The organism is Brotaphodocola sp. (genome assembly GCF_050873065.1).
In the GTDB taxonomy this organism is placed as follows: domain Bacteria; phylum Bacillota; class Clostridia; order Lachnospirales; family Lachnospiraceae; genus Brotaphodocola.
Genome location: NZ_JBNMIC010000013.1, coordinates 22,159 through 47,999, shown reverse-complemented (window position 1 = coordinate 47,999; position 25,841 = coordinate 22,159). Strand labels below are relative to the sequence as shown.

The 25,841-nt window shown below is 48.7% G+C and carries 26 protein-coding genes and 1 riboswitch; of the genes, 21 read left to right on the top strand and 5 right to left on the bottom strand.

Going from position 1 to position 25,841, the window contains the following annotated elements; translation table 11 throughout:
• The first annotated feature begins 34 nt into the window (after positions 1–34).
• From ACR0QE_RS05475 to ACR0QE_RS05400, 16 genes are all read left to right on the top strand, one after another.
• The gene (locus ACR0QE_RS05475; RefSeq protein ID WP_432627354.1) at positions 35–1,105 is read left to right on the top strand and encodes an isocitrate/isopropylmalate dehydrogenase family protein; all 1,071 of its coding nucleotides are present in this window, start codon (positions 35–37) and stop codon (positions 1,103–1,105) included.
• A 187-nt stretch (positions 1,106–1,292) separates the two neighbouring features.
• Positions 1,293–1,931, top strand: a complete 639-nt coding sequence (locus tag ACR0QE_RS05470; RefSeq protein WP_432627353.1) for a class II aldolase/adducin family protein — start codon at positions 1,293–1,295, stop codon at positions 1,929–1,931.
• A gap of 4 nt (positions 1,932–1,935) precedes the next feature.
• Positions 1,936–3,273 (top strand): four-carbon acid sugar kinase family protein, encoded by a 1,338-nt coding sequence (locus ACR0QE_RS05465; protein WP_432627352.1) that lies wholly within the window; start codon positions 1,936–1,938, stop codon positions 3,271–3,273.
• Positions 3,274–3,358: 85 nt separating this feature from the next.
• Positions 3,359–3,946, top strand: a complete 588-nt coding sequence (locus tag ACR0QE_RS05460) for a nitroreductase family protein (protein WP_432627351.1) — start codon at positions 3,359–3,361, stop codon at positions 3,944–3,946.
• Positions 3,947–3,991: 45 nt separating this feature from the next.
• Positions 3,992–4,678, top strand: a complete 687-nt coding sequence (locus ACR0QE_RS05455) for an aspartate/glutamate racemase family protein (RefSeq protein WP_432627350.1) — start codon at positions 3,992–3,994, stop codon at positions 4,676–4,678.
• Between the two features lie 457 nt (positions 4,679–5,135).
• Positions 5,136–6,338: an NRAMP family divalent metal transporter gene (locus ACR0QE_RS05450; protein WP_432627349.1), complete on the top strand. Its 1,203-nt coding sequence runs from the start codon at positions 5,136–5,138 to the stop codon at positions 6,336–6,338.
• Between the two features lie 348 nt (positions 6,339–6,686).
• Positions 6,687–7,415, top strand: coding sequence for a 5-oxoprolinase subunit PxpB (gene pxpB, locus ACR0QE_RS05445; RefSeq protein ID WP_432627348.1), 729 nt, complete (start codon positions 6,687–6,689; stop codon positions 7,413–7,415).
• Between the two features lies 1 nt (position 7,416).
• A complete protein-coding gene (locus ACR0QE_RS05440) occupies positions 7,417–8,424 on the top strand; it encodes a biotin-dependent carboxyltransferase family protein (protein ID WP_432627347.1) in 1,008 nt (335 codons plus the stop codon).
• Between the two features lie 125 nt (positions 8,425–8,549).
• Positions 8,550–8,996, top strand: coding sequence for an acetyl-CoA carboxylase biotin carboxyl carrier protein (gene accB / locus ACR0QE_RS05435; protein ID WP_432627346.1), 447 nt, complete (start codon positions 8,550–8,552; stop codon positions 8,994–8,996).
• 19 nt (positions 8,997–9,015) lie between these two features.
• Positions 9,016–10,362 (top strand): acetyl-CoA carboxylase biotin carboxylase subunit, encoded by a 1,347-nt coding sequence (accC, locus tag ACR0QE_RS05430; RefSeq protein WP_432627345.1) that lies wholly within the window; start codon positions 9,016–9,018, stop codon positions 10,360–10,362.
• 49 nt (positions 10,363–10,411) lie between these two features.
• Complete coding sequence (locus ACR0QE_RS05425; RefSeq protein ID WP_432627344.1) at positions 10,412–11,179, top strand: LamB/YcsF family protein; 768 nt, start codon at positions 10,412–10,414, stop codon at positions 11,177–11,179.
• A gap of 349 nt (positions 11,180–11,528) precedes the next feature.
• Positions 11,529–12,041: a 5-(carboxyamino)imidazole ribonucleotide mutase gene (gene purE / locus ACR0QE_RS05420; protein WP_432627343.1), complete on the top strand. Its 513-nt coding sequence runs from the start codon at positions 11,529–11,531 to the stop codon at positions 12,039–12,041.
• A 92-nt stretch (positions 12,042–12,133) separates the two neighbouring features.
• Entirely contained in the window at positions 12,134–13,165 is a 1,032-nt protein-coding gene (gene purM / locus ACR0QE_RS05415; protein WP_432627342.1) for a phosphoribosylformylglycinamidine cyclo-ligase, read from the top strand.
• On the top strand, positions 13,159–13,755 hold the full coding sequence (purN, locus tag ACR0QE_RS05410; RefSeq protein WP_432627341.1) for a phosphoribosylglycinamide formyltransferase: 597 nt from the start codon (positions 13,159–13,161) through the stop codon (positions 13,753–13,755). Before purM ends, purN begins: the two co-directional genes overlap by 7 nt.
• Before the next feature lie 76 nt (positions 13,756–13,831).
• Complete coding sequence (purD, locus tag ACR0QE_RS05405) at positions 13,832–15,106, top strand: phosphoribosylamine--glycine ligase (protein ID WP_432627340.1); 1,275 nt, start codon at positions 13,832–13,834, stop codon at positions 15,104–15,106.
• A 182-nt stretch (positions 15,107–15,288) separates the two neighbouring features.
• Positions 15,289–15,825: an RNA 2'-phosphotransferase gene (locus tag ACR0QE_RS05400; protein WP_432627339.1), complete on the top strand. Its 537-nt coding sequence runs from the start codon at positions 15,289–15,291 to the stop codon at positions 15,823–15,825.
• Between the two features lie 103 nt (positions 15,826–15,928).
• Here the strand turns inward: ACR0QE_RS05400 and ACR0QE_RS05395 are convergent, their stop codons facing one another.
• The 4 genes from ACR0QE_RS05395 to ACR0QE_RS05380 are packed head-to-tail and all read right to left on the bottom strand — an operon-like array spanning position 15,929 to position 18,301.
• Positions 15,929–16,297, bottom strand: coding sequence for an ACT domain-containing protein (locus tag ACR0QE_RS05395; RefSeq protein ID WP_432627338.1), 369 nt, complete (start codon positions 16,295–16,297; stop codon positions 15,929–15,931).
• A gap of 41 nt (positions 16,298–16,338) precedes the next feature.
• On the bottom strand, positions 16,339–16,494 hold the full coding sequence (locus tag ACR0QE_RS05390) for a hypothetical protein (protein ID WP_432627337.1): 156 nt from the start codon (positions 16,492–16,494) through the stop codon (positions 16,339–16,341).
• A gap of 60 nt (positions 16,495–16,554) precedes the next feature.
• Positions 16,555–16,959, bottom strand: coding sequence for a nucleoside deaminase (locus tag ACR0QE_RS05385; RefSeq protein ID WP_432627336.1), 405 nt, complete (start codon positions 16,957–16,959; stop codon positions 16,555–16,557).
• Positions 16,934–18,301 carry a sodium-dependent transporter gene (locus ACR0QE_RS05380; protein WP_432627335.1) on the bottom strand — a complete coding sequence of 456 codons (1,368 nt, stop codon included), beginning with the start codon at positions 18,299–18,301 and terminating at the stop codon, positions 16,934–16,936. Before ACR0QE_RS05380 ends, ACR0QE_RS05385 begins: the two co-directional genes overlap by 26 nt.
• A gap of 350 nt (positions 18,302–18,651) precedes the next feature.
• Between ACR0QE_RS05380 and ACR0QE_RS05375 the strand changes: the two genes are divergently transcribed.
• Positions 18,652–19,599: an AEC family transporter gene (locus ACR0QE_RS05375; protein WP_432627334.1), complete on the top strand. Its 948-nt coding sequence runs from the start codon at positions 18,652–18,654 to the stop codon at positions 19,597–19,599.
• Here the strand turns inward: ACR0QE_RS05375 and ACR0QE_RS05370 are convergent.
• A complete protein-coding gene (locus ACR0QE_RS05370; RefSeq protein WP_432627333.1) occupies positions 19,596–20,108 on the bottom strand; it encodes a GNAT family N-acetyltransferase in 513 nt (170 codons plus the stop codon). The genes ACR0QE_RS05375 and ACR0QE_RS05370 overlap by 4 nt on opposite strands.
• Positions 20,109–20,417: 309 nt before the next feature.
• Between ACR0QE_RS05370 and thrH the strand changes: the two genes are divergently transcribed.
• The 4 genes from thrH (at position 20,418) to ACR0QE_RS05350 (ending at position 25,757) form a co-directional block, all read left to right on the top strand.
• On the top strand, positions 20,418–21,023 hold the full coding sequence (gene thrH / locus ACR0QE_RS05365; RefSeq protein ID WP_432627332.1) for a bifunctional phosphoserine phosphatase/homoserine phosphotransferase ThrH: 606 nt from the start codon (positions 20,418–20,420) through the stop codon (positions 21,021–21,023).
• A 367-nt stretch (positions 21,024–21,390) separates the two neighbouring features.
• Positions 21,391–22,050, top strand: coding sequence for a TetR/AcrR family transcriptional regulator (locus ACR0QE_RS05360; RefSeq protein ID WP_432627331.1), 660 nt, complete (start codon positions 21,391–21,393; stop codon positions 22,048–22,050).
• Positions 22,007–22,678: a GNAT family N-acetyltransferase gene (locus tag ACR0QE_RS05355; RefSeq protein ID WP_432627330.1), complete on the top strand. Its 672-nt coding sequence runs from the start codon at positions 22,007–22,009 to the stop codon at positions 22,676–22,678. Before ACR0QE_RS05360 ends, ACR0QE_RS05355 begins: the two co-directional genes overlap by 44 nt.
• Before the next feature lie 111 nt (positions 22,679–22,789).
• A riboswitch (cyclic di-GMP riboswitch) is annotated at positions 22,790–22,901 on the top strand.
• Positions 22,902–23,090: 189 nt separating this feature from the next.
• On the top strand, positions 23,091–25,757 hold the full coding sequence (locus ACR0QE_RS05350; RefSeq protein ID WP_432627329.1) for an ATP-binding protein: 2,667 nt from the start codon (positions 23,091–23,093) through the stop codon (positions 25,755–25,757).
• Positions 25,758–25,841: the final 84 nt, after the last annotated feature.

The window sequence follows — 25,841 nt, the reverse complement described above, 5'->3', positions numbered from 1 at the left end:
AAAGGACCGGGGGAAAATGAAAGGAGAAGGAATTATGACTTACAGAATCGGCTTACTTTACGGAGATGGAATCGGACCGGAGATCACAAAGGCGACAGAGGTGATCATGCGCGCAGCAGTAGAAAAAGCAGGCGTGGATGTAGAATTTCCGGTCTTCCCGATGGGATGGGAAGGCATTGAGAAATATGGTGATCCGGTGCCGGAAGTGACAAAAGAGGGACTCAAGACTGTACACGGCTGGGTATTTGCACCGCATGACTCCGCAGCATATCCGGAAGAGCAGTTCAAGAAGACAAACCCGAGCGGAACGATGCGTCACTACTTCGATCTGTTCTCCAACATGCGTCCGGCACGCAGCTATCCGGGTGTCAAGAGCCGCGTCGGCGAGGCAGATGTCATCGTGTTCCGTGAGAATTCCGAGGGTTCTCTTCCGGACAGAAACATGTACAAGGGACTGGGCGAGTTCATGCCGACTCCGGACATGGCAATCTCCTTAAATATCTGCACCAGACAGGCGACGGAGCGTCTCGCACATGAGGCATTCAAACAGGCGATGAAGCGCCGCAAGAAGCTGACGATCGTTCACAAGGCAAACGTCATCAAGATGCCGGGAGATCTGTTCCGCTCCACGATCAAGGAGATCGGTGCAAAGTACTATCCGGAGGTTCAGATCGATGATTACCACATCGATGCAATGACCGCTCACATGGTGAGAAGACTGAAAGACTTCGATGTCATCATCACGACAAACCTGTTCGGTGATATCCTCTCCGATCTGGCAGGAGAGCTGACCGGAAGCCTTGGCCTTGGACCGGCGATCAACACCAACGATCATCAGTGTATGGCACAGGCAGCACACGGTTCCGCACCGGATATCGCAGGAAGAAACATCGCAAACCCGGTAGGCATTATGCTCTCCGCAGTCATGATGTTCGACTGGCTGGCAGATCGCTATAAGGATGAGAAGCTGGCACTGGTTGCAAAGCTGATGCAGGACAACGTGCTCAAGACGATGGAAGAGGGATATGTGACTCCGGATCTTGGCGGAAAGGCTTCCACTTCCAGCTTTGCGGAGGCAATCGCAGAGAAAATCAAAAATGCATAATTGTGCATGATCAAAAATGATAAAAAGAAGGCACCTGTTCGCATGCAGCGGAATTCGTCCGTTTCACCCGGCAGGTGTCTTCGGGCTTGATGAACCGGCAAGGGACTTTAAAGCAGAATCAAAGAAAAATCAAAGCAGAGTCAGAACAGAATCAGAGTAAATTCAGAGATGGGATGGGGGAAGACAGATGGAGAAAATCAAGTCTCAGATCATTGAGACGGGGAAGTGGATCATGGAAAAACAGCTGACCTGGGGCACATCCGGAAACATCAGTGCAAGGGACGGTGAGAGAATCTATGTGACGGCGAGCGGTACGGTGATGGGAGATCTGAAGGAGGAGGACATCATTGTCTGTGCGCTGGACGGAAGGGTTCTGGATGGAGCAAAGAAGCCGTCGAAAGAGACGACCATGCATGTAAAGGTCTACCAGAATTGTCCCGATGTGCAGGGAATCATTCACACCTCACCGTTTTACAGCACATTCTGCGCCTGCACGGATCTGGACTTGAAGACCAATCTCTTTATTGAGTCGATGTACTACGATGAGACGATCGAGAGAATTCCCTATTATCATGCGGGAAGCAGAGAGCTGGCGGAGGCAGTCGCGGACGTCTGCACAAAGAGCCATGTGATTCTGATGGAACATCATGGAATCCTCGTCTATGACAAGAGCCTTTCTGAGTGCCGGACTGCTCTGGATGTCACGGAAAATGTCTGCAAGATGAATGTGCTCGCGCGGAGTGCCGGCATTGCGCTTTGTGAGATTGAGCCGGAGACGGTCAAGGACTTTCTGGAGGGCGGCTATTACAAGAAAAGGAGGGCGTAAAGACATGGGAGAAATTTTTTTAGGGGTTGTGGCAGATGATTTTACGGGAGCTTCCGATGCGGCTTCTTTTCTTGTGGAAGCGGGGGTCCCGACGGTTCTCTTTAACGGAATTCCACAGCAGTGTCCGAAACTTTCGGATCAGACCCGTGCGATTGTCGTGGCACTCAAGAGCCGGACGGAGGAGCCGCAAAAAGCAGTGAGTGAGAGTCTGGATGCCTTTGCCTGGCTGAAAACGATGGGGGCAGAAAAACTTTATCTCAAATACTGTTCGACATTTGACTCGACCGATCAGGGGAACATTGGTCCGGTGATCGATGCAGTGATGGAGAGGTACGCGCTGACCAGAACGGTACTCTGTCCGGCGCTTCCGGTAAACGGAAGAACGGTCCGGGACGGAAAGTTGTATGTGAACGGCGTGCTTCTTGAAGAAAGTCCGATGAAAGATCATCCACTGACTCCGATGCGAAAATCCCGGATCGCAGATCTGATGAGGGTTCAGGGAAAATATCCGTGCCGGGAGATCTCTGCGGAAACGATGCAGAGAATGCTTGCAGGCGGTGAAGCCATGAATTTATCTGCGGGCGATGAGAATTCAAACATCTATCTGGTGCCGGATTATTATGAAGAGGAACACGCAGACCAGATTGCACAGCTGTTTGGCGATCTTCCATTTCTGACCGGAGGTTCCGGACTTGTCGGAGCACTCGGACGGCGTTATGTGCGTCTTAGCAAGGCGGCAGGAACGGATGATGCGAGTGAAGAGGGGCAGAAAAAAACGGAAGCGCTCAGAACCGGCGAGGATAAAAAGTCAGCGGCAGAGCGCAGGGATAAGGCTTGGGGAAAGGCAGTGCTTCTTGCGGGAAGCTGTTCTGCGGTAACCTTAAAACAGATTGAAACGTATCAGAAAACAGGAAATCCCTCTTTTGTGATTGAGCCGGAGAAACTTTTTGACGGGCGACAGAGTGTGGATTCGATCTGGGAGTGGATTCAGACAGAGGGAAGAGACGGTCTGATTTACAGCTCCGCAGATCCGGAAGGACTTAAGAAAAGTCAACAGCTTGGCAGAGAGCGGGTGGCGGCAAAGATCGAGGAAACGCTGTCAAATCTTGCACAGAGAGCAGAGCGCGAGGGATATACGAGGTTTATCATTGCGGGGGGAGAGACGTCCGGCGCAGTCACAAAGGCACTCGGATTTGCGGCATTCTATATCGGGCCGAGCGTTGCACCGGGAGTCCCGGTGATGACCCCTCTTGAGAATACGAACGTCCGTCTCGTGCTCAAATCGGGAAATTTTGGCCAGCCTGACTTTTTTGAGCGCGCAAAAGAGATGACAAAGCAGTAAAAAACGCGGTAAAATAAAAGGGCAGAAAAAGAAAACGCCATCTCAGTATGCGATGACAGGAAAAAAAGGAAAGGAAGGATACGCAATGTTAAAAGATCTTGTGAAAAAGAGCCGCAGTTACCGCGGATACAATGAGGAGAGAAGGGTGACAGAGGAAGAGCTGACAGACCTTGTGGATTGTGCAAGACTCTGTCCGTCTTCTGTAAACGGACAGCCGTTTCGCTATTACCTTGCATGGAAGAAGGAGGAGGTTGACCGGATTCAGAAGCTGACCAAGTGGGCGCGCGCTCTGCCGGATCTCGTGCTTCCGCATCCGGGAATGTGCCCGACAGCGTTTATCATCATCTGTCAGGATACCAGACTTGGCGAATCACTGAACCGTTATCAGAAAGATGTCGGAATCGTGGCTCAGACGATGCTGCTCGCGGCGACTGAGAAGGGACTCGGCGGATGCATGATCGGCAATTTCGGAGCTGGTTCGGTCAGAGAGGAGTTAAAGCTGCCGGAATATCTGGCACCGATGTTGATCGTGGCGATCGGCGAGCCGAAGGAGAAGGTGGTTTTAGTCGAGATCGATGAGGGCGAGAGCACAAATTACTACCGCGATGAGAACGATGTCCACTATGTACCGAAGAGAAAATTAAAGGACATCATTCTGAAAGCAGAAGAATAAAAAAATGAGAAAGTCCGATATCTGACGGAGAGAGAGGAAGAAGAGATGGCGAGAATTGCGCTTGTGAGTGTGACATTAAATGCAGTGAATCCGATGACACAGTATTTTCAGGAGAAAGACCCGGAGATTAAGGTGGTCAATTATCTGGACAGCGTTCTTCTGGAGAAGGTGAGAAAGGATGGCGGAATCAGAGATGAGTCCATGAAGAGAATGTTTGACATGCTCGCCACTGCCTGTGCGGATGGGGCGGATGCCGTACTCTTGACGTGCACGATTTTTTCGCCGTATGCCCCTCTTTTTTCCGGACTTCTCTCAAAGCCGGTGATCTGTCCGGACCGCGCAATGCTTGAGGAGGTGGCTTCAAGGCCGGGAAAGACCGCGATTCTCTGCACGTTTTCCGGAACTGTTGAGACGACGAGAAATCTCTATTACGACTGCCGGAGCAAACTTGGGCGGGAGCGGAGTGTGGATATGATTGTCCTCGATGAGGCGTATGAGGCAGCGGGCAGAGGAGACTTTGAGACGCATGACCGGATCATCCGAAAGAAGGCGATGGAGATCGATGAGGAGTACGATCAGATCGTTCTTGCCCAGATCTCGATGGCACGTGCCGCAAAGGGAGTTTCGCTTCACCATGCGAAACTCTACACAAGCCCGGACAGCGCCTATGAGGCGATCCGGCGTGCGATTGCGAAGGAGAAAGAAATCACCATTATGACGGAAACACATTAAAAACCTTTTGCAAAGCTGGAAAAAAAATGAAGAAAAACAGGGCATTGACTTTGGAAAAATAAGTTTCAACTGAGAAATGCTTCGTTTACTATGTGAAAAACAGCAAAATGAGCAGTGTTTTTTGAAAAAAATAAACATTTTGGTTGCAATTTTCAGAAATGTAGGGTATACTATGTTCCAATGGGAAGGCGAAGATGCTTTTAAAGCACAATTCGTCTGCCCATTTTTTATTTCACAGGAAAAAATCCTATGAAAGAAAAGCGTTTCATAGATCAAAAGGAGTGGCATCCTCTATGAAATGAAGGCTTTCGCGGGAAATCCCAGGAAAATTTCTTGCGAAAGAAAAGTTCGTTACTGTTTGCAGGAGATGTGAACGGTAACAAAGGTTCCACATACAGAGAAAACGTGCGGGAATGCGTTTCCTGTATGAAAATTTAATCCGACAGGAGGGCTTTATATGAGTGAAAAGAAAAAAGGTGGCGGCGCGCTGCTCGGTGCAGCATTCTTGATGGCAACATCTGCAATCGGACCAGGTTTCCTTACTCAGACATCCACATTTACGGGTCAGTATCATGGAAGTTTCGGCTTCGTCATTCTGGTATCGGTTATTCTGGCGGCGATTGCACAGATTAATATCTGGCGTGTTCTCTGTATCACGGGTCTGCGCGGTCAGGAAGTGGCAAACAAGGTTCTTCCGGGACTGGGTTACTTTGTAGCCTTCATGGTTGTCCTCGGTGGTCTCGTCTTCAACATCGGTAACGTCGGTGGTGGAGCACTCGGACTCAATACGTTACTCGGTGTTCCGACAACTGTCGGATACATCATCGCAGGAGCGATTGCAATTGCGGTATTCCTGTTTAAGAACGCAAAGGCAGCGATGGATACGCTGACCAAGGTTCTCGGCGCAATCATGATTGCGGTTATCTTTATTGTGATTATTGTAGTAAAGCCTCCGGTAGGAGAGGCAGTGACAAATACATTTGCACCGTCAACGGGTATTCAGCCGTTATTCCCGGCAATCCTGACCCTGATGGGTGGAACCGTCGGCGGTTACATAACATTCGCAGGAGCACACAGACTGATCGATGCCGGTATCACCGGTAAAGAGAATCTGAATGAGGTAAACAGAAGTTCCGTCATGGGTATGCTGATTGCAACCGTTGTCCGTATCTTCCTCTTCCTCGCAGTTCTCGGTGTTGTTGCAAGAGGCGCAGAGCTTGATGCTTCCAACCCGGCAGCAAGTGCATTCCGTCAGGGTGCAGGTGAGCTCGGTTACCGTTTCGCAGGACTCGTTCTTCTGTGCGCAGCAGTTACCTCGATCATCGGTGCAGCTTACACCTCCGTTTCTTTCTTAAAGACTTTCAACAAGTCGATTGAGAAGAACGAGAATGCAGTTATCATCGCCTTCATTGTAGTATCTACTGCAATCATGGTAGTTCTTGGAAATCCGGCAACTCTTCTGGTTGTCGCAGGTGCATTCAACGGACTGATCCTTCCGATCACCCTTGGAATCTGCCTGATCGCTTCCCAGATGAAGTCGATCATGGGAGAAGATTATCATCATCCGACGATCCTTCTGATTCTCGGTATCATCGTGGTAATCTTATCCGCATACATGGGAATTCCGACTTTCCTGACGAAGATGGGTGGACTGTTCTAATTCAGAGAGATTCTAAGTTGGGCGCTCTGTAAGCGTCGGCTTGAATGAAAGAAAGACGATGGAGATGGGCGCAGCCATCCGGCTGTGTCCATTTTCCGATTAATAACTCAGAGTGGATGTCCCCCTCCTCTATAGGTGGGAGTATCACAAAATTTCTCGGGAGGGGAGACAATCCCCTTCTGAGTTATACGCTCCGCGATAATGCGCAGTGATTCTGATTGGAAGATGTCAGCAGAGCTGACCAGAATCACGCGCCAAGTCTCCGCGAGCGTCGACTTGAATGTTTTGATCAGAAAACTCCGGTTTTTACGGGCCGGGGGAGTTCACGGAAAGAAGGAGATTCTTGGCATGAGTGAAATCAGTATTCGAACAGCAGGTGACAGTTCCCTGCTGATTCAGTTTGGAAATGAGATCAGCCCAGAGATCAACCAGAAGATCACGGCAACGGTTCAGCTGATGAGAGAACAGCACATTGAGGGCGTTCTCGACGTGATCCCGGCATTCTGTTCTCTGCTGATCAACTACGATCCGCGTGTTATCTCTTACAGTGAGATCACAAAGCGGATGAAAAAACTTTTGAAAGTGGAGACGAAAGCGGGAGAGAAGAGAAAGAGAGTCTTTGAGATCCCGGTCTGCTACGGCGGAAAATACGGCCCGGATCTGGCATACATCGCAGAGCATGCGGGAATGTCGGAGGAGGAAGTCATCGCCCTGCACAGTTCGACGGATTATCTGATCTATATGCTTGGATTCCTTCCGGGATTCTGCTACCTCGGCGGACTCGATGAGCGCCTTCACACTCCGAGACTGGCAACCCCGAGAATCAAGATCGATGCGGGAAGCGTGGGAATCGGTGGTTCCCAGACCGGTATCTATCCGATGGATTCCCCGGGAGGCTGGCAGCTGATGGGAATGACGCCGGTAAAGACTTATGATCCGGAGCGTGAAGTCCCGATCCTTGTGGAAGCCGGAGACTATATTCGGTTTGTCCCGGTGGATGAGGAAGAATATCTGCGAATAAAGGAACTGGTCGAGCGGGGAGAATATGAGTGTACCGTTCGTGAAGGTGAGGTGTAATATGGGAATCCGTATCTTAAAAGCCGGACTGCTCACAACCGTTCAGGATCTGGGAAGAACAGGATACCAGAGTCAGGGATTCGGTGTTGCGGGTGTCATGGATGTCCGGTCATTTAAAATAGCAAATCTTCTGATTGACAATCCGGAGAATGAGGCCGTTCTGGAATTCACGCTGATCGGTCCGACACTGGAATTCACCTCCGCTTCGATCATCGCGATCACAGGAGGAGATTTCCATCCGGAAGTAAACGGGGAGCCGGTGCCGATGTACACGGCCCTCTATATGAATAAAGGAGATATCCTGAAATTCGGAAGTGCGAGAACAGGAAGCCGCGGCTACATCGCATTTTCCGGTTATCTGAAAATCCCGGTTGTGATGGGAAGCCGGTGTACGAGCTTAAAGAGCCGGATCGGCGGATTCAAGGGAAGAAAACTGATGGAGGGAGATTATATCAGCTTCCGAATCAAGAGAAATTACCTTCCGTTTTTCCTCTCTCGAAAGCTCAACATCAATGAGTTCGATCAGGAGAGCGTCACCCTCCGCGTTGTGATGGGACCGCAGAACAACATGTTCAGCAAACAGGGAATCCACAATTTCCTGAATGAAGAGTACACGGTGACGAGTGATTTTGACCGAATGGGATGCCGGCTTGAGGGCCCGTTCATCGCTCCGAAGACGACGTCCGACATCATCTCAGAGGGAATTGCACTCGGATCGATTCAGGTTCCTTCACACGGAAAACCGATCATTCTGCTCGCAGACCGACAGACGACCGGCGGATATGCGAAGATTGCGACGGTGATCAGTGTGGATATTCCGAAACTGGTACAGAGAAAGACCGATCACAAGATCCGCTTTGAGGAAGTTTCCGTCGAGGAAGCACAGAGATTGTATCTGGAGGAAGAGAAGAACCTTGCGGCAATGCGTGTACAGATCCACAAGCCGTGTAAGGAAGTTCTTGAGTGCAGACAGGTTGCAAAGCGTCTGAGACGACTGTTTGCTGATTAAATTGTCGATTACGATTCCTATTCGTATTGTAGGATGCTATCACAAAATTCGATTATGGAATTTATGGAATTTCATTACGAGATCGATGAGATTAGAGGAAAATTAGGGATAAGGAGATTGTTCATATGGATTTAGAGAAGATTGAAGGACTGGTAAAAATTATTGAGAATTCTTCCCTGACGGAGTTTTCGATCAAGGATGGCGATACAAAGATTACGATGAGCAAGCTGACTCATCCGCCGGTAGTGACCACTGCAATTGCACCGGCTCCGGCTGCGCAGGCAGCATCCGCACCGGCGGCAGACAATGCAAAAGAGGAGGAGGCAGATGACATCGAGCTGATCCTCGCTCCGATCGTAGGTACCTTCTACTCCGCATCCGCACCGGATGTTCCGGCATTCGTGAAAGTAGGAGATCATGTGAAGAACGGTCAGACTGTATGTATTCTCGAGGCAATGAAGCTGATGAATGAGATTCAGTGCGATTACGACTGTGAGATCGAGGCGGTTCTCGTGAGCAACGAGCAGAAAGTGGAATACGGTCAGCCGCTGTTCCGTGTAAAGAAATTATAAGAGCGGGGAGGAGCGGACGATGTTTGAAAAAATACTGATTGCCAATCGAGGCGAGATTGCGGTCCGCATCATCCGGGCGTGCAGAAATATGGGAATCCGCAGTGTTGCGGTGTATTCAAAGGAAGATCAGAACAGTCTTCATGTCCAGCTTGCCGACCAGAGAATCTGTATCGGTGAGGGACCTGCGAAGAACAATTACTTAAATATGGATCAGATCATCATGGCGGCCAAAAATATGGGCGCGGATGCGATTCACCCGGGCTATGGCTTCCTGTCTGAGAACAGTGAGTTTGTGAGACGCTGCAAGGAAAATGGAATTGCCTTCATCGGTCCGGATGCAGATGTCATCGACCGAATGGGAAACAAGTCCCATGCGAGAAAGACGATGATGGATGCGGGTGTTCCGGTTGTTCCGGGAACAAGAGAGCCGGTCTACGATGCAGAGGTCGGCAAGAAGCTCGCCGCAGAGATCGGATATCCGGTTATGATCAAGGCATCCTCCGGCGGTGGCGGAAAGGGCATGCGTGTCGCAGCGAACGAGGAAGAGTTTGAGTTCCAGTTCGGCGTTGCACAGAGAGAGTCCGCCAATGCATTCGGCGATGATACGATGTACATTGAGCGTTTTGTCGAGAATCCGCGCCACGTTGAGATCCAGATCATGGCAGATTCCTTCGGAAATGTGGTTGCACTCGGAGATCGTGACTGTTCCGTGCAGAGAAACCATCAGAAGCTGATTGAGGAGTCTCCGTCTCCGGCCGTCACCGATGAGATGCGTGCAGAGATGAACAAGTATGCGATTCTTGCGGCAAAGACCGTTGGCTACACGAATGCCGGAACAATCGAATTTATTGTGGATCCGAAGGGTCATTTCTATTTCATGGAGATGAACACGCGAATCCAGGTAGAGCACGGCGTCACGGAGATGGTGACCGGAACGGACTTAATCATCGAGCAGATCCGCGTGGCGATGGGAGAACCGCTCAGCTTCACGCAGGAGGAGGTTCGTCCGAGAGGTCATGCGATCGAGTGCAGAATCAATGCCGAGATTCCGGAGAAAAACTTTATGCCAAGCCCCGGTGTGGTCAGACATCTTCACCTGCCGGCAGGAAACGGAGTGCGTGTCGATACCGGTCTTTACACCGGATATAAGATTCCGTCCGAGTACGACTCCATGATTGCGAAAGTGATCGTGCATGCGCCGACGAGAGCGGCGGCACTCATGAAGATGCGCTCGGCGCTCAATGAGATGCTTGTGATCGGTGTGGAGACGAATCTGGATTTCCAGTATCAGATTATGAGACATCCGATTTTTGCTGAGGGAAAGGCAGATACCGGATTTATCGAGACTGCCATGCATATTAAATAAAAAATATGTATAGATAGATATAAGATAGGATAGACGGGAGGAGAAGACAATGTATCGTGTAGATTTAAACAGCGATCTTGGAGAGAGCTTTGGACGTTATACGCTGGGAATGGATGACAAGGTGATTCCGTTAATCACATCTGCAAATGTGGCCTGTGGATTCCACGCATCTGATCCGGTTGTGATGAAAAAGACGATTGAGATGGCAAAGGAGGCAGGCATCCGTGTCGGAGCACATCCGGGATATCCGGATCTGATGGGATTCGGCCGCCGAAACATGAATGTCTCTCCGGCAGAGGCAAAGGCATACACGCTGTACCAGATCGGCGCGTTAGATGCATTCTGCAAGGCATCCGGAGTGGAGATGCAGCATGTCAAACCGCATGGCGCTTTTTACAATATGGCGGCAAAGGATTACAAGCTCGCAAAGGGAATCTGTGAGGCGATTGCAGAGTACAATCCGAACCTGATTCTGATGGCACTTGCCGGAAGCGAGATGATTCATGCGGCACAGGACTGTGGTCTGCGCGCAGCTTCCGAGGTCTTTGCAGACCGCGCGTATGAGGAGGACGGAACCCTTGTCGCCAGAACAAAAGAGGGTGCGATGATTACGGATGAGAATGAGGCGATTGCCCGTGTAATCCGCATGGTCAAGGAGCAGAAGGTTCAGGCGATCACAGGAAAAGACATCTCCCTCAAGGCAGATTCGATCTGCGTACATGGAGACGGTGCAAGCGCACTTGCATTTGTAGCAAAGATCCGCGAGGCCTTTGAGCGCGAAGGCATCGAGATCTGCCCGCTTTCAAAAATTTTATAAGAAATCATTTTCCAGACAGGAGAGAGGCAGAATGTATCAGATCCGTGCATTCTGCCCGCTCCTGTTTTTTGTATGATAGGAAATTGCGTCCTATCATACAAAAAATGCTCCGCAAGGATGCGCACTCGGCGCAGGGGAAGATGGTTGCCAAAGCAACCGCGCCTCGGCGCGAGAATGTGCCAAGGCACATTCTTTTTTATATCATAAAAAAACAGAGTGTTCCTGTTTTATTCGATTCTCCCTATTGACGTTGAAAAAAAAATCAGTTATGATACTAATAAGCAGTAATTCATTTACAAACGCTAATTATAAGAAATACTAATATAATAATAAAGGAGAGCTTACAACAATGGCAAAAGTAGGAATTGTGATGGGAAGCGACTCTGATATGCCGATTATGGCAAAGGCAGCAGAGATTCTGGACAAGTTTGGAATTGACTATGAGATGACGATTATTTCTGCACACCGTGAGCCGGATGTATTTTTTGAGTGGGCGAAGGCAGCAGAAGGAAAAGGAATCAAGGTGATCATTGCAGGCGCCGGAAAGGCAGCTCATCTTCCGGGTATGTGTGCGGCGATCTTCCCGCTTCCGGTGATCGGAATTCCGATGAAGACTTCTGATCTTGGCGGAGTGGACTCCCTGTACTCGATTGTGCAGATGCCATCCGGAATTCCGGTTGCAACCGTTGCGATCAACGGCGGTGCGAATGCAGGAATCCTTGCGGCAAAGATGCTTGCGGCATCTGATGATGCTCTCCTTGAGAAAGTGAAAGCATACGCAGAGAGTCTGAAAAATGATGTGGTCAAGAAGGCGGAGAAGTTAGAGAGCATCGGCTACAAGGAATATCTGGCACAGATGTAAGAATTCCTCCCTGATTTAGCCGTGGGGAGTGTCAAAGAAGAATGAAACACAGAAAACACAGCCGCTAAGCGGGCGGCAGAACGGAGAAAAACATGGATTATAAGAAAGCCGGAGTGGATATCGAAGCAGGTTACAAGTCAGTGGAGCTGATGAAAGAGCATGTAAAGAAGACCATGCGTGAGGAAGTTTTAGGTGGTCTTGGCGGATTTTCCGGAGCATTTTCCCTTGCAAAGATCAAGGAGATGGAAGAGCCGGTTCTGCTGTCCGGAACGGATGGCTGTGGCACAAAGGTAAAACTTGCAATCATCATGGACAAGCATGACACGATCGGTATCGATGCGGTCGCTATGTGTGTGAATGACATTGCCTGTGCAGGCGGTGAGCCGCTGTTCTTCCTTGACTACATTGCCTGCGGCAAGAACTATCCGGAAAAGATTGCAGACATCGTAAAGGGTGTGGCAGAGGGATGTCTTCAGTCTGAGGCAGCGCTGATCGGCGGTGAGACCGCAGAGCATCCGGGCCTGATGCCGGAGGAGGATTACGATCTGGCAGGATTTGCAGTTGGCGTCTGCGACAAGAAAGAGATGATTACCGGTGAACAGTTAAAGGCTGGAGATGTGCTGATCGGAATGGCATCCACCGGTGTTCACTCCAATGGTTTCTCCCTGGTCCGCAAGGTATTTGAGAGCGAGATGACAAAGGAAGGTCTTGACACCTACTACGATGAACTTGGAAAGACGCTCGGTGAGGCTCTGCTTGCACCGACAAGAATCTATGTGAAGGCACTCAAGAGTGTGAAGAAGGCCGGTGTCAAGGTAAAAGCGTGCAGCCATATCACAGGCGGCGGTTTCTATGAGAATGTGCCGCGCATGCTCAAAGAGGGAACCCGCGCTGTGATCAAGAAGGACAGCTATCCGGTTCCGCCGATCTTTGGAATGCTCGCAAAGAAGGGCGATGTCGCAGAAGAGATGATGTACAACACCTTCAATATGGGAATTGGTATGATCGTTGCAGTGGATCCGGCAGATGTGGACAAGGCAATGGCTGCAATCCGCGAGACCGGGGACACCCCGTATGTGATCGGTTCGATTGAGGATGGGGAAAAGGGAGTGACCTTATGCTGAGAGTCGGAGTGATGGTTTCCGGAGGCGGGACAAACCTCCAGGCAATTCTGGATGCAGTGGACAGCGGGAAGATCACGAATGCAGAGATCGTGACCGTGATCAGCAATAATCCGAATGCCTATGCCTTGGAGCGTGCAAAAAAACACGGAATCTCTGCGATCTGCATCTCGCCGAAACAGTTTGAGAACAGAGAAGCATTCAATGAGGCGCTGCTTGAGCAGGTTGATGCTTTCGATCTTGACCTGATCGTGCTTGCCGGTTTCCTTGTAAAGATTCCGGAAAAGATGGTGGAGAAATACCAGCACCGTATCATCAATATTCATCCATCCCTGATTCCGTCTTTCTGCGGAGTCGGCTACTATGGATTGAAAGTACATGAGGCTGCTCTTGCGCGCGGAGTCAAGGTGACCGGAGCAACGGTTCACTTTGTGGACGGCGGAATGGACACGGGTCCGATCATTTTGCAGAAGGCTGTGGAAGTGCAGGATGGCGATACCCCTGAGATTTTGCAGCGCAGAGTCATGGAGCAGGCGGAGTGGGTGATTCTGCCAAAGGCGATTGATCTGATTGCAAACGGAAAAGTGAAATAAAAGATACAGATAGAATATACGGATAGAATATATAGATAGAATACACAGGTAGAACATACAGACGGGAGGACTCGGAATGAAAGTTCTGGTTGTTGGCGGCGGTGGCAGAGAGCACGCAATCGTGTGGAAACTGGCACAGAGCCCGAAAGTAGATAAGATTTACTGTGCACCGGGCAATGCGGGAATTGCAGAGCTTGCGGAGTGCGTGAACATCGGTGTGATGGAGTTTGACAAGCTTGCAGCGTTTGCAAAGGAGCATCAGGTGGATTTAACGGTTGTGGCACCGGATGATCCGCTGGCAGCGGGTGCGATTGACGTGTTTGAAAAAGCAGGTCTTCGCGCATTCGGACCGAGAGCAAATGCAGCGATTCTCGAGGGATCAAAGGCATTTTCCAAGGATCTGATGAAAAAGTACGGAATTCCGACAGCGGCTTATGAGACCTTCGATACGCCGGAGTCTGCACTCGAGTATCTTGAGACTGCAAAGATGCCGATCGTGCTGAAGGCAGATGGTCTTGCGCTCGGAAAAGGTGTGCTGATCTGCATGAACCGCGAGGAGGCAAAGGCAGGCGTGAAGACGCTGATGCTTGACAAGCAGTTCGGATCTGCCGGAAACCGTATCGTTGTCGAGGAGTTTATGACCGGACGTGAAGTTTCTGTTCTGTCCTTTGTGGATGGAAAGACGATCCGCATTATGACTTCCGCCCAGGATCACAAGCGTGCGAAGGATGGAGATCAGGGTCTGAATACCGGCGGTATGGGAACCTTCTCCCCGAGCCCGTTCTACACGGAGAAAGTGGATGCGTTCTGCCGGGAACACATCTACCAGCCGACAGTCGATGCAATGAGAGCAGAGGGCAGAGAGTTCAAGGGAATCATTTTCTTTGGACTGATGCTGACGCCGGACGGACCGAAGGTGCTTGAGTACAATGCGCGTTTTGGTGATCCGGAGACTCAGGTGGTGCTTCCGCGCATGAAGAACGATCTGTTTGAAGTTTTTGAGGCGTGTATCGACGGAACACTCGATCAGGTGGAGCTGGAGTTTGAGGACAATGCAGCTGTCTGCGTGATGCTTGCGTCCGACGGTTATCCGGAGCACTACGAGAAAGGCTACCCGATCAGCGGTCTCGAGAAATTTAAGGACGCAAAAGGCTATTATGCCTTCCATTCCGGCACGAAATTTGATGAGAATGGACGTGTTGTGACAAACGGAGGACGAGTTCTTGGCGTGACTGCACTGGGCAAAGATTTAAAAGAGGCGCGTGCGAACGCATACAAGGCAACCGAGTGGGTGGAATTTGAGAATAAGTATCTTCGCCACGATATTGGACATGCAATTGATGAAGTGTAAGAGGGTTTAAAGGAAACAGGGACATTGGATTTGATAATCTGATGTCCCTGTTGTTTTTTTGTTGCATAGGAAATTATCTTCTTCCAAAACGACTTCTTGCAATTTCTTGGATGTAATATTATAGTGATGGAAATAATTTGGCATAACATTAGAAGTATTAAAAGAGGAGAGGAAGGTGGAATATGGGACATCAGGAAAATGTTGGAAAATTTATATCGTTTATTTTGCGGCACCATCCGGAATCCATTGGAATTGAGCTAGATGAACATGGCTGGGCCTGTACGGAAGAGCTGATTGCCGGGATAGCAGAGAGCAGACCGTTTGACATGCAGATGCTGGAGGAAATTGTGCGGACTGATTCAAAGCAGAGATATTCTTTCAATGAGGATAAAACACTGATCCGGGCAAATCAGGGACATTCCATTCCGGTGGATGTGGAACTGGAGCAAAAGACTCCGCCGGATGTTTTATTGCATGGAACGGGAGAGAAATATGTAGATTCCATTGATCAGATTGGGCTGATTCCGAAATCCAGGCTGTATGTGCATCTGTCAAAAGATTATGAGACTGCCAAAACAGTCGGAGGTCGGCATGGAAAGCCGGTTGTATACCGGGTAAATGCAAAGCAGATGGCGGAGGATGGTTATCGCTTTTATTTGTCGGTAAATGGGGTATGGCTGACTAAAAAAGTGCCGGTGCGGTATCTGAATATTCTGTAGATACTTCATAGTAATAATAATGAAGGATGCATGGTTCTGTTTGAGAATCAGGCATCCCTCGTTTTTGACTTAGTTGATTTCTTTTGGGCTGAATAGCTGAATATCAGTCTATAATGTCATAACCTGCAGATTCCAGAATTTCCAATCCCCGCTGATAGTTTTCGCGTTTCATCAGAACATAATCAGTATTGTAAGTGGATACTGCAAAAATTGAGATGGAATTATTTGCCAAAATCGCAGCGATTTTCGATAATATCCCGATTAATGAAAAATCCAGAACGCCCTGAATGCGAAAGGCTCTCCAGCCATCATCACGTCGAAGGGTATTTGACGGCACTTCACTTGTAATGCACACAAGCGATTTTTCTTCATCCGTTTTGCCGAGAAAGCAATATTCGGTCTCTAAATTTACAAGAGAGTAATCCTTCACCTGACAGACAGAAAAATCATGTGGGATCTTTTTTATTTCCATGATAGTACCTCCACAATTTTCAATTTGTTTATTATTGTATTCTACCATAAAAAATCGAGTCGGCGGAAAAATTTTGATGGAAAATAAGTGTTGAGGGAAAGAGACGAAACTCCACCTGCCTCAATAATTTTGGAGACATCTCGCGGTTTTAACACCTGTTTTGCTGCGTCATATAATTCTTTCCATTTACTGTCCATTAATTAAATCTCCTCATAAATTCCAGTAGTTTCAGTCCTAAAAACTGGAAGCTGTCGGTATCAGCCTTTTTCGTGTTTGCCAAAATAGTCTTTTAAAATGACCAGGCTTTCTTCTCGCAAAATTCCTTCTGTAACTTTTGGCTGCCAGAATGAATGGTCAAACACGATCTTAGAACAGTTGCATCCTTTGTTGCCGAGAATATTTTCCAAATCGATATTACTAGCACCATAAACAAGCCGACCAAGTTTGACCCATACCATTGCACCACTGCACATGAAACAGGGTTCGCAGCTGGAATAGAGGGTGTATTCATGCAGATCTGTGATAGATGTCTGTGCACAGAATTCGCGGATGAGACCTGCCTCCCCGTGAAAAGTCGGATCATGTCTGGTGTAAATCTGGTTTTCATTAAGGAAAACTTGTCCAGATGTTTTACTGTCACATGGAAATCCATCCGAAGGCATTTGCCACTGAGCTAATCAGGATGATTCCGGCAAAGATCGGGCACAGATAGCGGATCATGAAAAGGAAAATTTTTCTGCGGCGGAATGGCTGTCCATTCAGAGTGACTTCCTCCTCAATTTTCTCCACACCGACGACTCTTGACACGAACAGGCAGGTTGCAATCGCTGCGATCGGCATCATGACAGAGTTGGTGAGAAAATCAAAAAAGTCCAGAAACTGCATGCCGAGGATCGTCACATTTGCGAGTGGTCCATATCCGAGGCAGGAGAGGGTGCCGAGAAGAACCATGATCACACCCATAAATACCGTTGATTTCTTTCGGCTCCAGTGAAGCTCATCTTCAAAGGTGGAGACGGCGCTCTCCGTCAGTGCGATCGAACTTGTCACTGCTGCAAACAGGACGAGCAGGAAAAAGAGGATTCCTGCGCCGGTTCCAAATCCCATGCTGGCAAAGACTTTCGGGATCGTGATGAACATCAGTGCCGGTCCGGCCTGGAGCGTGTCAGGATCTCCACCCGAGAAGGCAAAGACAGCCGGAATAATCATCAGACCAGCCATGATCGCGATTGCCGTGTCGAAAATCTCAACGTGCTGGGTGGAATCCTCGATAGAGGTATCCTTTTTCATGTAGGATCCAAAGGTGATCAGGATACCCATTGCGATGGAGAGAGAGTAGAACATCTGACCCATCGCGGATACGACCGTCATCCAGGAAAAATGAGAGACATTCGGGACAAGGAAATATTTTACACCGGCTAGAGCGCCCGGTCTCGTGGTGGAGTAAATTGCAATGATGACGGACAGTACAATCAGAATCGGCATCATGAATTTGGAGACACGCTCAATTCCGTTGCGGACACCGGCATAGATGATGCCGAGCGTGAACGCGGTAAATACGAGAAAACAGATTTCCGTGGAAAGTCCATTGGAAATAAAAGTGGAAAAATATTCATCGGAGGCGAGTGCCTGGGCGTGTCCTCTCAAATATTCAAACAGGTATTTGATGACCCATCCGCCGATGACAGAATAATAAGGTACGATCAGAATCGGGATAACCGCATTGATCCATCCGCCAAGTGACCGAATTTTTGACTTGCCGAAGCTCTCAAAGGCGCCCACCGGACTTTTCTTCGTCATGCGTCCGAGCGAAGTCTCTGCGATGATGATGGAATAACCGAAGGTCAGTGCCAGAATGATGTAGACGAGAAGAAAGATTCCTCCTCCATATTTTGCTGCCAGATATGGAAATCTCCATATATTTCCCAGTCCCACGGAAGCGCCGGCAGCAGACAGGACAAAACCGAGCTTTCCGGAGAAGGTACTTCTCTTGTGTTTGTGCATAAAAATAACCCCTTTTGAATTACAAGATAATTGTTTTTTGGCACGAACCCTTTTCGTGCATGTCAATCAGTGTATCACAAGGATGCGAAAAACGCAATTTGAATCTTCTGGAAAAATTTTCTGTAAAATAGTGGCTGCAAAGACAACAGATCGAAGAGAAAAATATGGACTTTTGCCTGACAATCAATCTCATTTGACAATAGGCGAAAATAGTGGCAAAATAAAAAGACGTAACTGTATGAAAAGAGAGAACTCTGCTGATGGTTTTGAGAGGAAAATTTTGAGAGAAATTTTGCGAAGGAAATGTTGAGGGGTCAGGGTGATTTCGGGGAGTATTAAGGAGGAGAAAAATGGAAAATCTGGTTTTTAGTCTGAACGCCACAATTCCCATCTTTTTGCTGATGGTTTTGGGCGTTTTTTTTCGGCGCATTGGACTGATCAAGGGGGAGATGATCGGCGGTCTGAATCAGTTTGTATTTAAGGCGGCTCTGCCGGTTCTGCTGTTTGGAGATCTCGCAGCGGAAGACTTTGCGTCGGTCTGGGATACAAAGTTTGTTGTGTTCTGTTTTGGGACAACGCTTTTAAGTATCGCGCTTATCTATCTGATTTCACTGGCGATCAGGGATTCCTCAATCCGGGGAGAGTTTGTGCAGGGATCGTACCGGAGCAGTGCAGCGATTCTCGGAATTGCGTTTATCAAAAATATTTACGGGACATCCGGAATGGCACCTCTCATGATTGTCGGAAGCGTCCCGCTTTACAATGTGATGGCGGTGGTCATTCTCTCTTTCATGCGTCCGGGGCAGAGTGGGACGAATGATCCGGCACTGATCAAAAAGACACTTCGCGGGATCGCGACAAATCCGATTATTATCGGAATTTTTCTTGGTGCACTGTGGTCTGTCCTGAAAATTCCGATGCCGTCCATCATGTCAAAGACGGTCAGCACGCTTGGCGGAATGGCGACCCCTCTCGGACTGATGGCGATGGGTGCCGGATTTGACTGGAAGAAGGCAAAGAGTGGAATGGGGCCGGCTTTCCTCGGAACATTTATGAAACTTTTCGGACTCTGTGCAATCTTCCTTCCGGTGGCAGTCTTTGTAGGATTTCGTGAGGCAAAGCTGATTGCAATTCTCGTCATGCTCGGATCGAGCACGACCGTCAGCAGTTATGTCATGGCCCGCAATATGGGACATGCCGGAGTGCTCACTTCCAGCATTGTCGCGCTGACAACCTGTGGAAGTGCGTTCTCGCTGACGTTCTGGCTGTACTTGTTAAAGACATTGGCGTTAATTTAAAACGCCAGCCGCATCTGGTACCACACGACATTGCCATGTACGGACTCCGAAATTCCCTCGTTGACAAATCCGAATGAAGCATAGTAGTGGATCAGTTTTTCTTTGCAGGTGAGTACAAGTCCCTTGCGCCCCTGCTCTTTTGCGTCGGAGATTGCCTGACGGATCAATTCTCCGGCGTATCCTTTTTTGCGGCAGGATGGGATGGTGTTGACACCGAAGATCATCTGCCAGTCGCCGGACTCATCGTGAAGTTTGGCATTCTCATAGAGATTGTCGGTCAGATCCGCCTGATTGGTGACCATTCCGTCCACAAAAGCGACGAGGCGTCCGCCCTCAGACATCAGCCAGAAGTGATTGCCGTAAGCGCGGATTCGCTGTTCAAATTCCTCTTTGGAAGCCGCTTCGGCAGCCGGGAAACATTCTGCTTCCACTGCAGAGATTGCATCTAAATCATTCATTGTGGCGGTACGGATGATCCGTCCATCGTCTAATAAGCGCTCTTTTTTCATAAGTCTATTATTCTCCAATCTTTTTTATCAGAAGCATTCATTAGCATTCATTTTATCTGACAGTTTCATTTTATCTAAGATTTTAAAACAGATTTATCAAAACAGCAATCCCATTTTCCCAGAACAGAGTCAGAAAAGCACGAAAAAAACTGTAAAAGAGATGTTGTGGTCTGTGCAGGGCATGAACGGTAACAAAAATATGGAAAATGCGAGAAAACAGGGTGGAAAAATTTGGAGTCCTGTGCTAAGATCAATAAAAATAAGATACAGGCATTTTGTCAGGCGTTTTGCCGGGAGGAGAGAAAAATCATGTACATTACCTGTTTGGATTTAGAGGGAGTTCTGGTACCGGAGATCTGGGTGGCATTTGCAGAGGCGAGTGGAATTCCGGAGTTGAAGCGGACCACGAGAGATGAGCCGGATTATGACAAACTGATGAAGTGGAGACTGGGAATCCTCAAGGAGCACGGACTTGGGCTCAAGGAGATTCAGGAGACGATCGCAAAGATTGATCCGATGCCGGGCGCAAGAGAGTTCCTCGATGAGCTGCGCGAGATGGGACAGGTGATCATTATCAGCGACACTTTTACCCAGTTTGCAAAACCGCTGATGAAGAAGCTCGGCTGGCCGACGATTTTCTGTAACTCTCTCGAGGTTGCAGAAGACGGAGAGATCACCGGATTCAAGATGAGAATTGAGAACTCCAAGTATTCGACCGTGAAGGCACTCCAGTCGATCGGATTTGAGACGATTGCAAGCGGAGACAGCTACAATGATCTCGGCATGATCGAGGCGAGCAAGGCAGGATTTTTATTCCGGAGCACCGAGCAGATCAAAAAAGATCATCCGGAACTTCCGGCATATGAGACGTATGACGAACTGCTCACTGCAATCCGCCGTGCTGTGAATGGGTAAGAGATGAAATGCAAGAGAGATACCGAAAACGAAATAACTGAGAATTAAAACAAATAAAACCTAAAAAGTAAAAACATAATAACTAAGGAATAAGAAGAAAGCAAAGACAATAAAGTAAAAAATACAGGAGAATCCGCAGTCAGTCAATCATTGATTTGACAGAGCGGATTCTTCTTTTTTTTATGCGCCTCTTGACAAATAAACGATCGTTCACTATACTAAAAATGAAGATAAGTAAACGATCGTTTACAAAAAACGATTATCGACAAAAAAGAAAGAACGGTGGTCACAGACAGAGTGACAGGAAAAAGAATCACAGAATAACGGAGATACAAAGAAACAGAGAAATAGAGAAAAGGAAGAGTGGATGAGACGAGAGACAAGGGATACGAAAGAGGAGATTTTGCGGGTGGCACTTCACCTGTTTGCAAGGGATGGATATGAGGCGGTTTCTGTCAGTCAGATTGCGGGAGCACTTGGGATGACGAAGGGAGCCCTCTACCGCCATTATGAAAACAAGAGGGATATTTTTTTGAATATTGTCAGACGGATGAAAGCGGGGGATGCAGAGCAGGCGGAAGAGTGTGAGATGCCAGAGGGAACTTTGGAGGAGATGCCGGATGAGTACGGGAAGGTCAAACTGGAGGATTTTGCCAGGTACAGCAAGGAGATGTTCGCGTACTGGACGGAAGATGACTTTGCCTCCTCGTTTCGAAAAATGCTTGTTTTAGAGCAGTTTCGCAGCACGGAAATGCAGGGTCTTTATCAGCAGTATCTTGTCGCGGGCCCGGTGGGATATGTGAGAGATTTGTTTAAACAGATGGGAATTTTGCGGGCGGAGGAAGAGGCACTTCGATTTTATTCGCTGATGTTTTTCTTTTACAGCCTGTATGACGGTGCCGGGGATCAGAGTGCGAGGGAGAATGTGACACAGAGATTTGCATCCGAGGTGGAAAAATTTGTAGAAAAGAAAGGGAAAGACAATGGAAAAGACAAGAAAGATGGAAGAAAAGATTTTGAAAAATGAGCGGGACGGAAAAGTTGTTGTGATCCGCCCGGAAAAGAGAGAAGAGGAGCGGGATGTGGAGAACCTTGTCCGGGAGAGTTTCTGGAATGTGTATCGCCCGGGATGCCTTGAACACTATGTGTTGAATCAGCTCAGAGAGAATCCGGATTTTGTGCCGGAACTTGATTTTGTGATGGAGCAGGACGGGAAGCTGATTGGCCAGAATGTTTTTGTGAGAGCCGTGATCCATGCAGATGACGGGAGGGAGATTCCGATTATGACGATGGGACCGATCTGTATTGCTCCCGAGTGGAAACGAAAGGGGTACGGAAAACTTTTGCTTGATTACTCGATAGAGCAGGCAAAAGCACTTGGCTGCGGAGCGCTTTGCTTTGAGGGAAATATCGACTTTTATGGAAAGAGTGGCTTTCGTCCTGCGAGCGAGTTTGGAATCCGCTATCATGGGCTTGAAGAGGGGGAAGATGCTTCATTCTTTCTGTGCAGGGAGCTGACTGCGGGATACTTGGACGGGATCACCGGTGAGTACGCGACACCAGAAGGATATCTGGTAGGGGAGGAGGCTGCGGAGGCGTTTGACCGTACATTTCCAAAGAAAGAAAAGAAAAAACTGCCGGGTCAGCTCTTTTAAAATATTAAGAATTTCTTAATATTTGTTGGCTGAATCAAATCGGGGGGGGTAAAACGAGATCTGTCTCTTGACATTGGAAAATGAAGTGAGTATAATAACTCTGATAAAAAACGACATATTTAGTAAACTCGCCGAAAGACGAGGACACAAAGCCAAATGGGTCTAAGGTTCAGCAGAATTTGAAGTTTTACGTTGCATGGAACTACGACAGCCGGTTGCAGCAGTGATCTGATCTTTTTCGGAGATTTTTTGCTTATTGTTTGTGCGCCGTCTGTGGAAGTAATATTTTCACAGACGGTTTTTTGCTGTATTTAGCTGTACTTTGTAAAGTGAGACCCATTTTTCTTTGTCAGTCAGGGAATCAGCAAAAATCGGCAAAGCAAAGGGAAAATTTGAGAAATTGGAGTTATGCATGAAAAATGAGACGCGGAAGAAAAAGATAGCAATTCTGGAACAGGCAAAGAAATACCGGGAACTTCAGGCTGTGCTCGGCACGGTTGATGAGGTTCTTGACAACCTTGCCATGTTTGACAATGTCGCAAGTATGGAAGAACTGAACCGGATGATGCCGGATCTTCTCGCTTCTCTTGGTCATTATTCCATGTCGGATCGCGCTTATCTCTTTACATGGACTTCTGACAGCAGGGAGGCCCTGCGCATGACGCATGAGTGGTGCGCCGAGGGTGTTCCTCACACGATGGAGGAGATGCAGAATCTGAGACTGGCAGAGATGCCGAACTGGACGCCGAAGCTGACTGCTGGGGAAGCAGTCATCTCGATGGACTGGGAGAAAGACAGGGAGAAGATGCCGCAGGAGTATGCATTATTTGAAGGTCAGGGTCTGCATGCGGTCATTCTGATTCCGATTTTTGTGCGTGGAAAATTAAACGGCTGTATCGGGTTTGACAATCCGGAACGGAGCAGGTCGGATCTGTCTTTGAGACTTCTCACCTCCATCGGCGGACATATCGGTGGATTGAAAGAGAATCTGGCGATGATGGAGAAACTGGAGCAGAAGCAGCAGTCGTTAGAAAACAGTGTGAAGGAGTTAAATAAAGAAAAAAAGATTCTCGATGTGCTGAGCATCGACTATACCTCGGTCTATTACTGCGATCTCATAGAAGACACCATGATTGCACTGAAGCAGGGATGCGACACGAATGCAGCGGTTGCAGATCAGGAGATCACAGTGGGGCGCCAGTCGTTCTCCTTCCGGATTCAGTATTATTTTGATCATTTTGTTGTGCCGGAGTCGGCGCCGGACTTTGTGGAGAAGATGAGCGCAGAGTATCTGATCCCGTATCTTGAGAAAAACAAGAGATTCGCCTATCGCTTCCGTACCTATCCCAATCCCGCCGGTCAGCAGTGCTTTGAGGTTCAGATTGCCCGTCTTCAGGACACGGATGGATTCAAGGTGGTGATGGGCTACCGCTACGTCGACGACATTGTCGCGGAGCAGGAAAGACAGAAGATCCAGCTTGAGAATGCGCTCGCGGATGCAACGCTCAACAGCGAGATCATCAATTCGATCAGCAAACTCTACTGGCTGATCTACCGGATTGATCTGACGGATGGGACGTATGAGGAGATCTCCGCGGGGCAGGATATGCACCGGCTGACCGGAAAATGCGGAAGTGCACAGGAGATTTTGCGGGAGGCGAGGGAGAGTGTTGTCGCACCGGAGCATCAGGAGATGATGAAAGAATTCCTTGATGTCTCCACCTTGCAGGAACGACTTCGCGACACGGAGAGTGTGGCAGTCGAGTACCATGCGATTATGGGTTCCTGGCATCTTGCGAGATTTATTGTGAAGAAGCGTGACAAGAGCGGACGGGTGACAAATGTGCTCTATGTGGTCCGCCAGATTGATGCGGAGAAGCAGAAAGAGGCAGAGTATAAGCAGAAACTGATGGAGACAGCGGAGGATGCCCGCCGTGCAAACATGGCAAAAACGGATTTCCTGCGCAGAATGAGCCATGATATCCGGACGCCGATCAACGGAATTCTGGGAATGATTGCGATTGCGGATCACTACTCGGATGATGTCGTGACGCTGAAAAAATGCAGGAAGAAGGTCAAGGAGGCAGTCGGATTTCTTCTCGACCTTGTCAACAATGTGCTCGATATGAACAAGCTCGAATCAGGAGCGATCATTCTGGAACGCAAGCCGTTTGATCTCTTCCAGATTTTGCGGGAAGTCAGCAGCATTGCGGAGATGAAGGGGGAGGTCCGGAATCTGAAAATCTCATTCCAGCATGAGAAAACCCGCCATTTTCATCTGATTGGAAGTCCGCTCCATATCAAGCAGATTTTGCAGAATGTTGCCGGAAATGCGGTCAAGTATAACCGGGACGGGGGAACTGTCCAGTTCACGACGGAGGAGATTTCCTGCGAGAACGGGCGGGGACTCTACCGCTTTGTCTGTGCAGACAGCGGGCGCGGAATGAGTGAGGATTATATTGAGCACGCATTTGAACCGTTTTCCCAGGAGGAGGACGATGCGAGAACGTCTTACATGGGAACCGGTCTCGGGCTGACGATCACGAAACAGCTTGTCGAGATGATGGGCGGGACGATCAAAGTGGAGAGTAAGCTTGATGTCGGGACGGTCTGCACGATTCTCATTCCGATTGAGATTGATTACAGCTATCGGGAAGATACGGCGGGCAGAAAGGAAGTGTCGGATCAGATGCTTGCCGGATGCAGGGTTTTGCTGGCGGAGGACAATGAACTCAATATGGAGATCGCCAAGTTTTTCCTTGAGAATGCCGGGATGGAAGTGACGATGGCGAGAAATGGGAAAGAAGCTGTGGAGATTTTTGAGACTTCTGAGGAGAGTAGCTTTGATCTGGTTCTCATGGACATTATGATGCCGGTGATGGATGGCTTAGAGGCAGCAAGAGCGATTCGAGGCATGGCAAGACGGGACGCGCGGGAGATCCCGATCTTTGCGATGACTGCAAATGCGTTCGCCGATGATGTGGAGCTGAGCAAACATGCCGGGATGAACGAACACCTGACAAAGCCGCTCGATGAAGAGATGCTGATCAGCACGATCCGGCAGTATATGGAGAAATAAGAAGTCATCGGAGGCGTTACCGGCGCATCCGATGATTTTTGCATAGTAGGAAATTGTATTTTATTGTATCATTTTTAGGAGAAA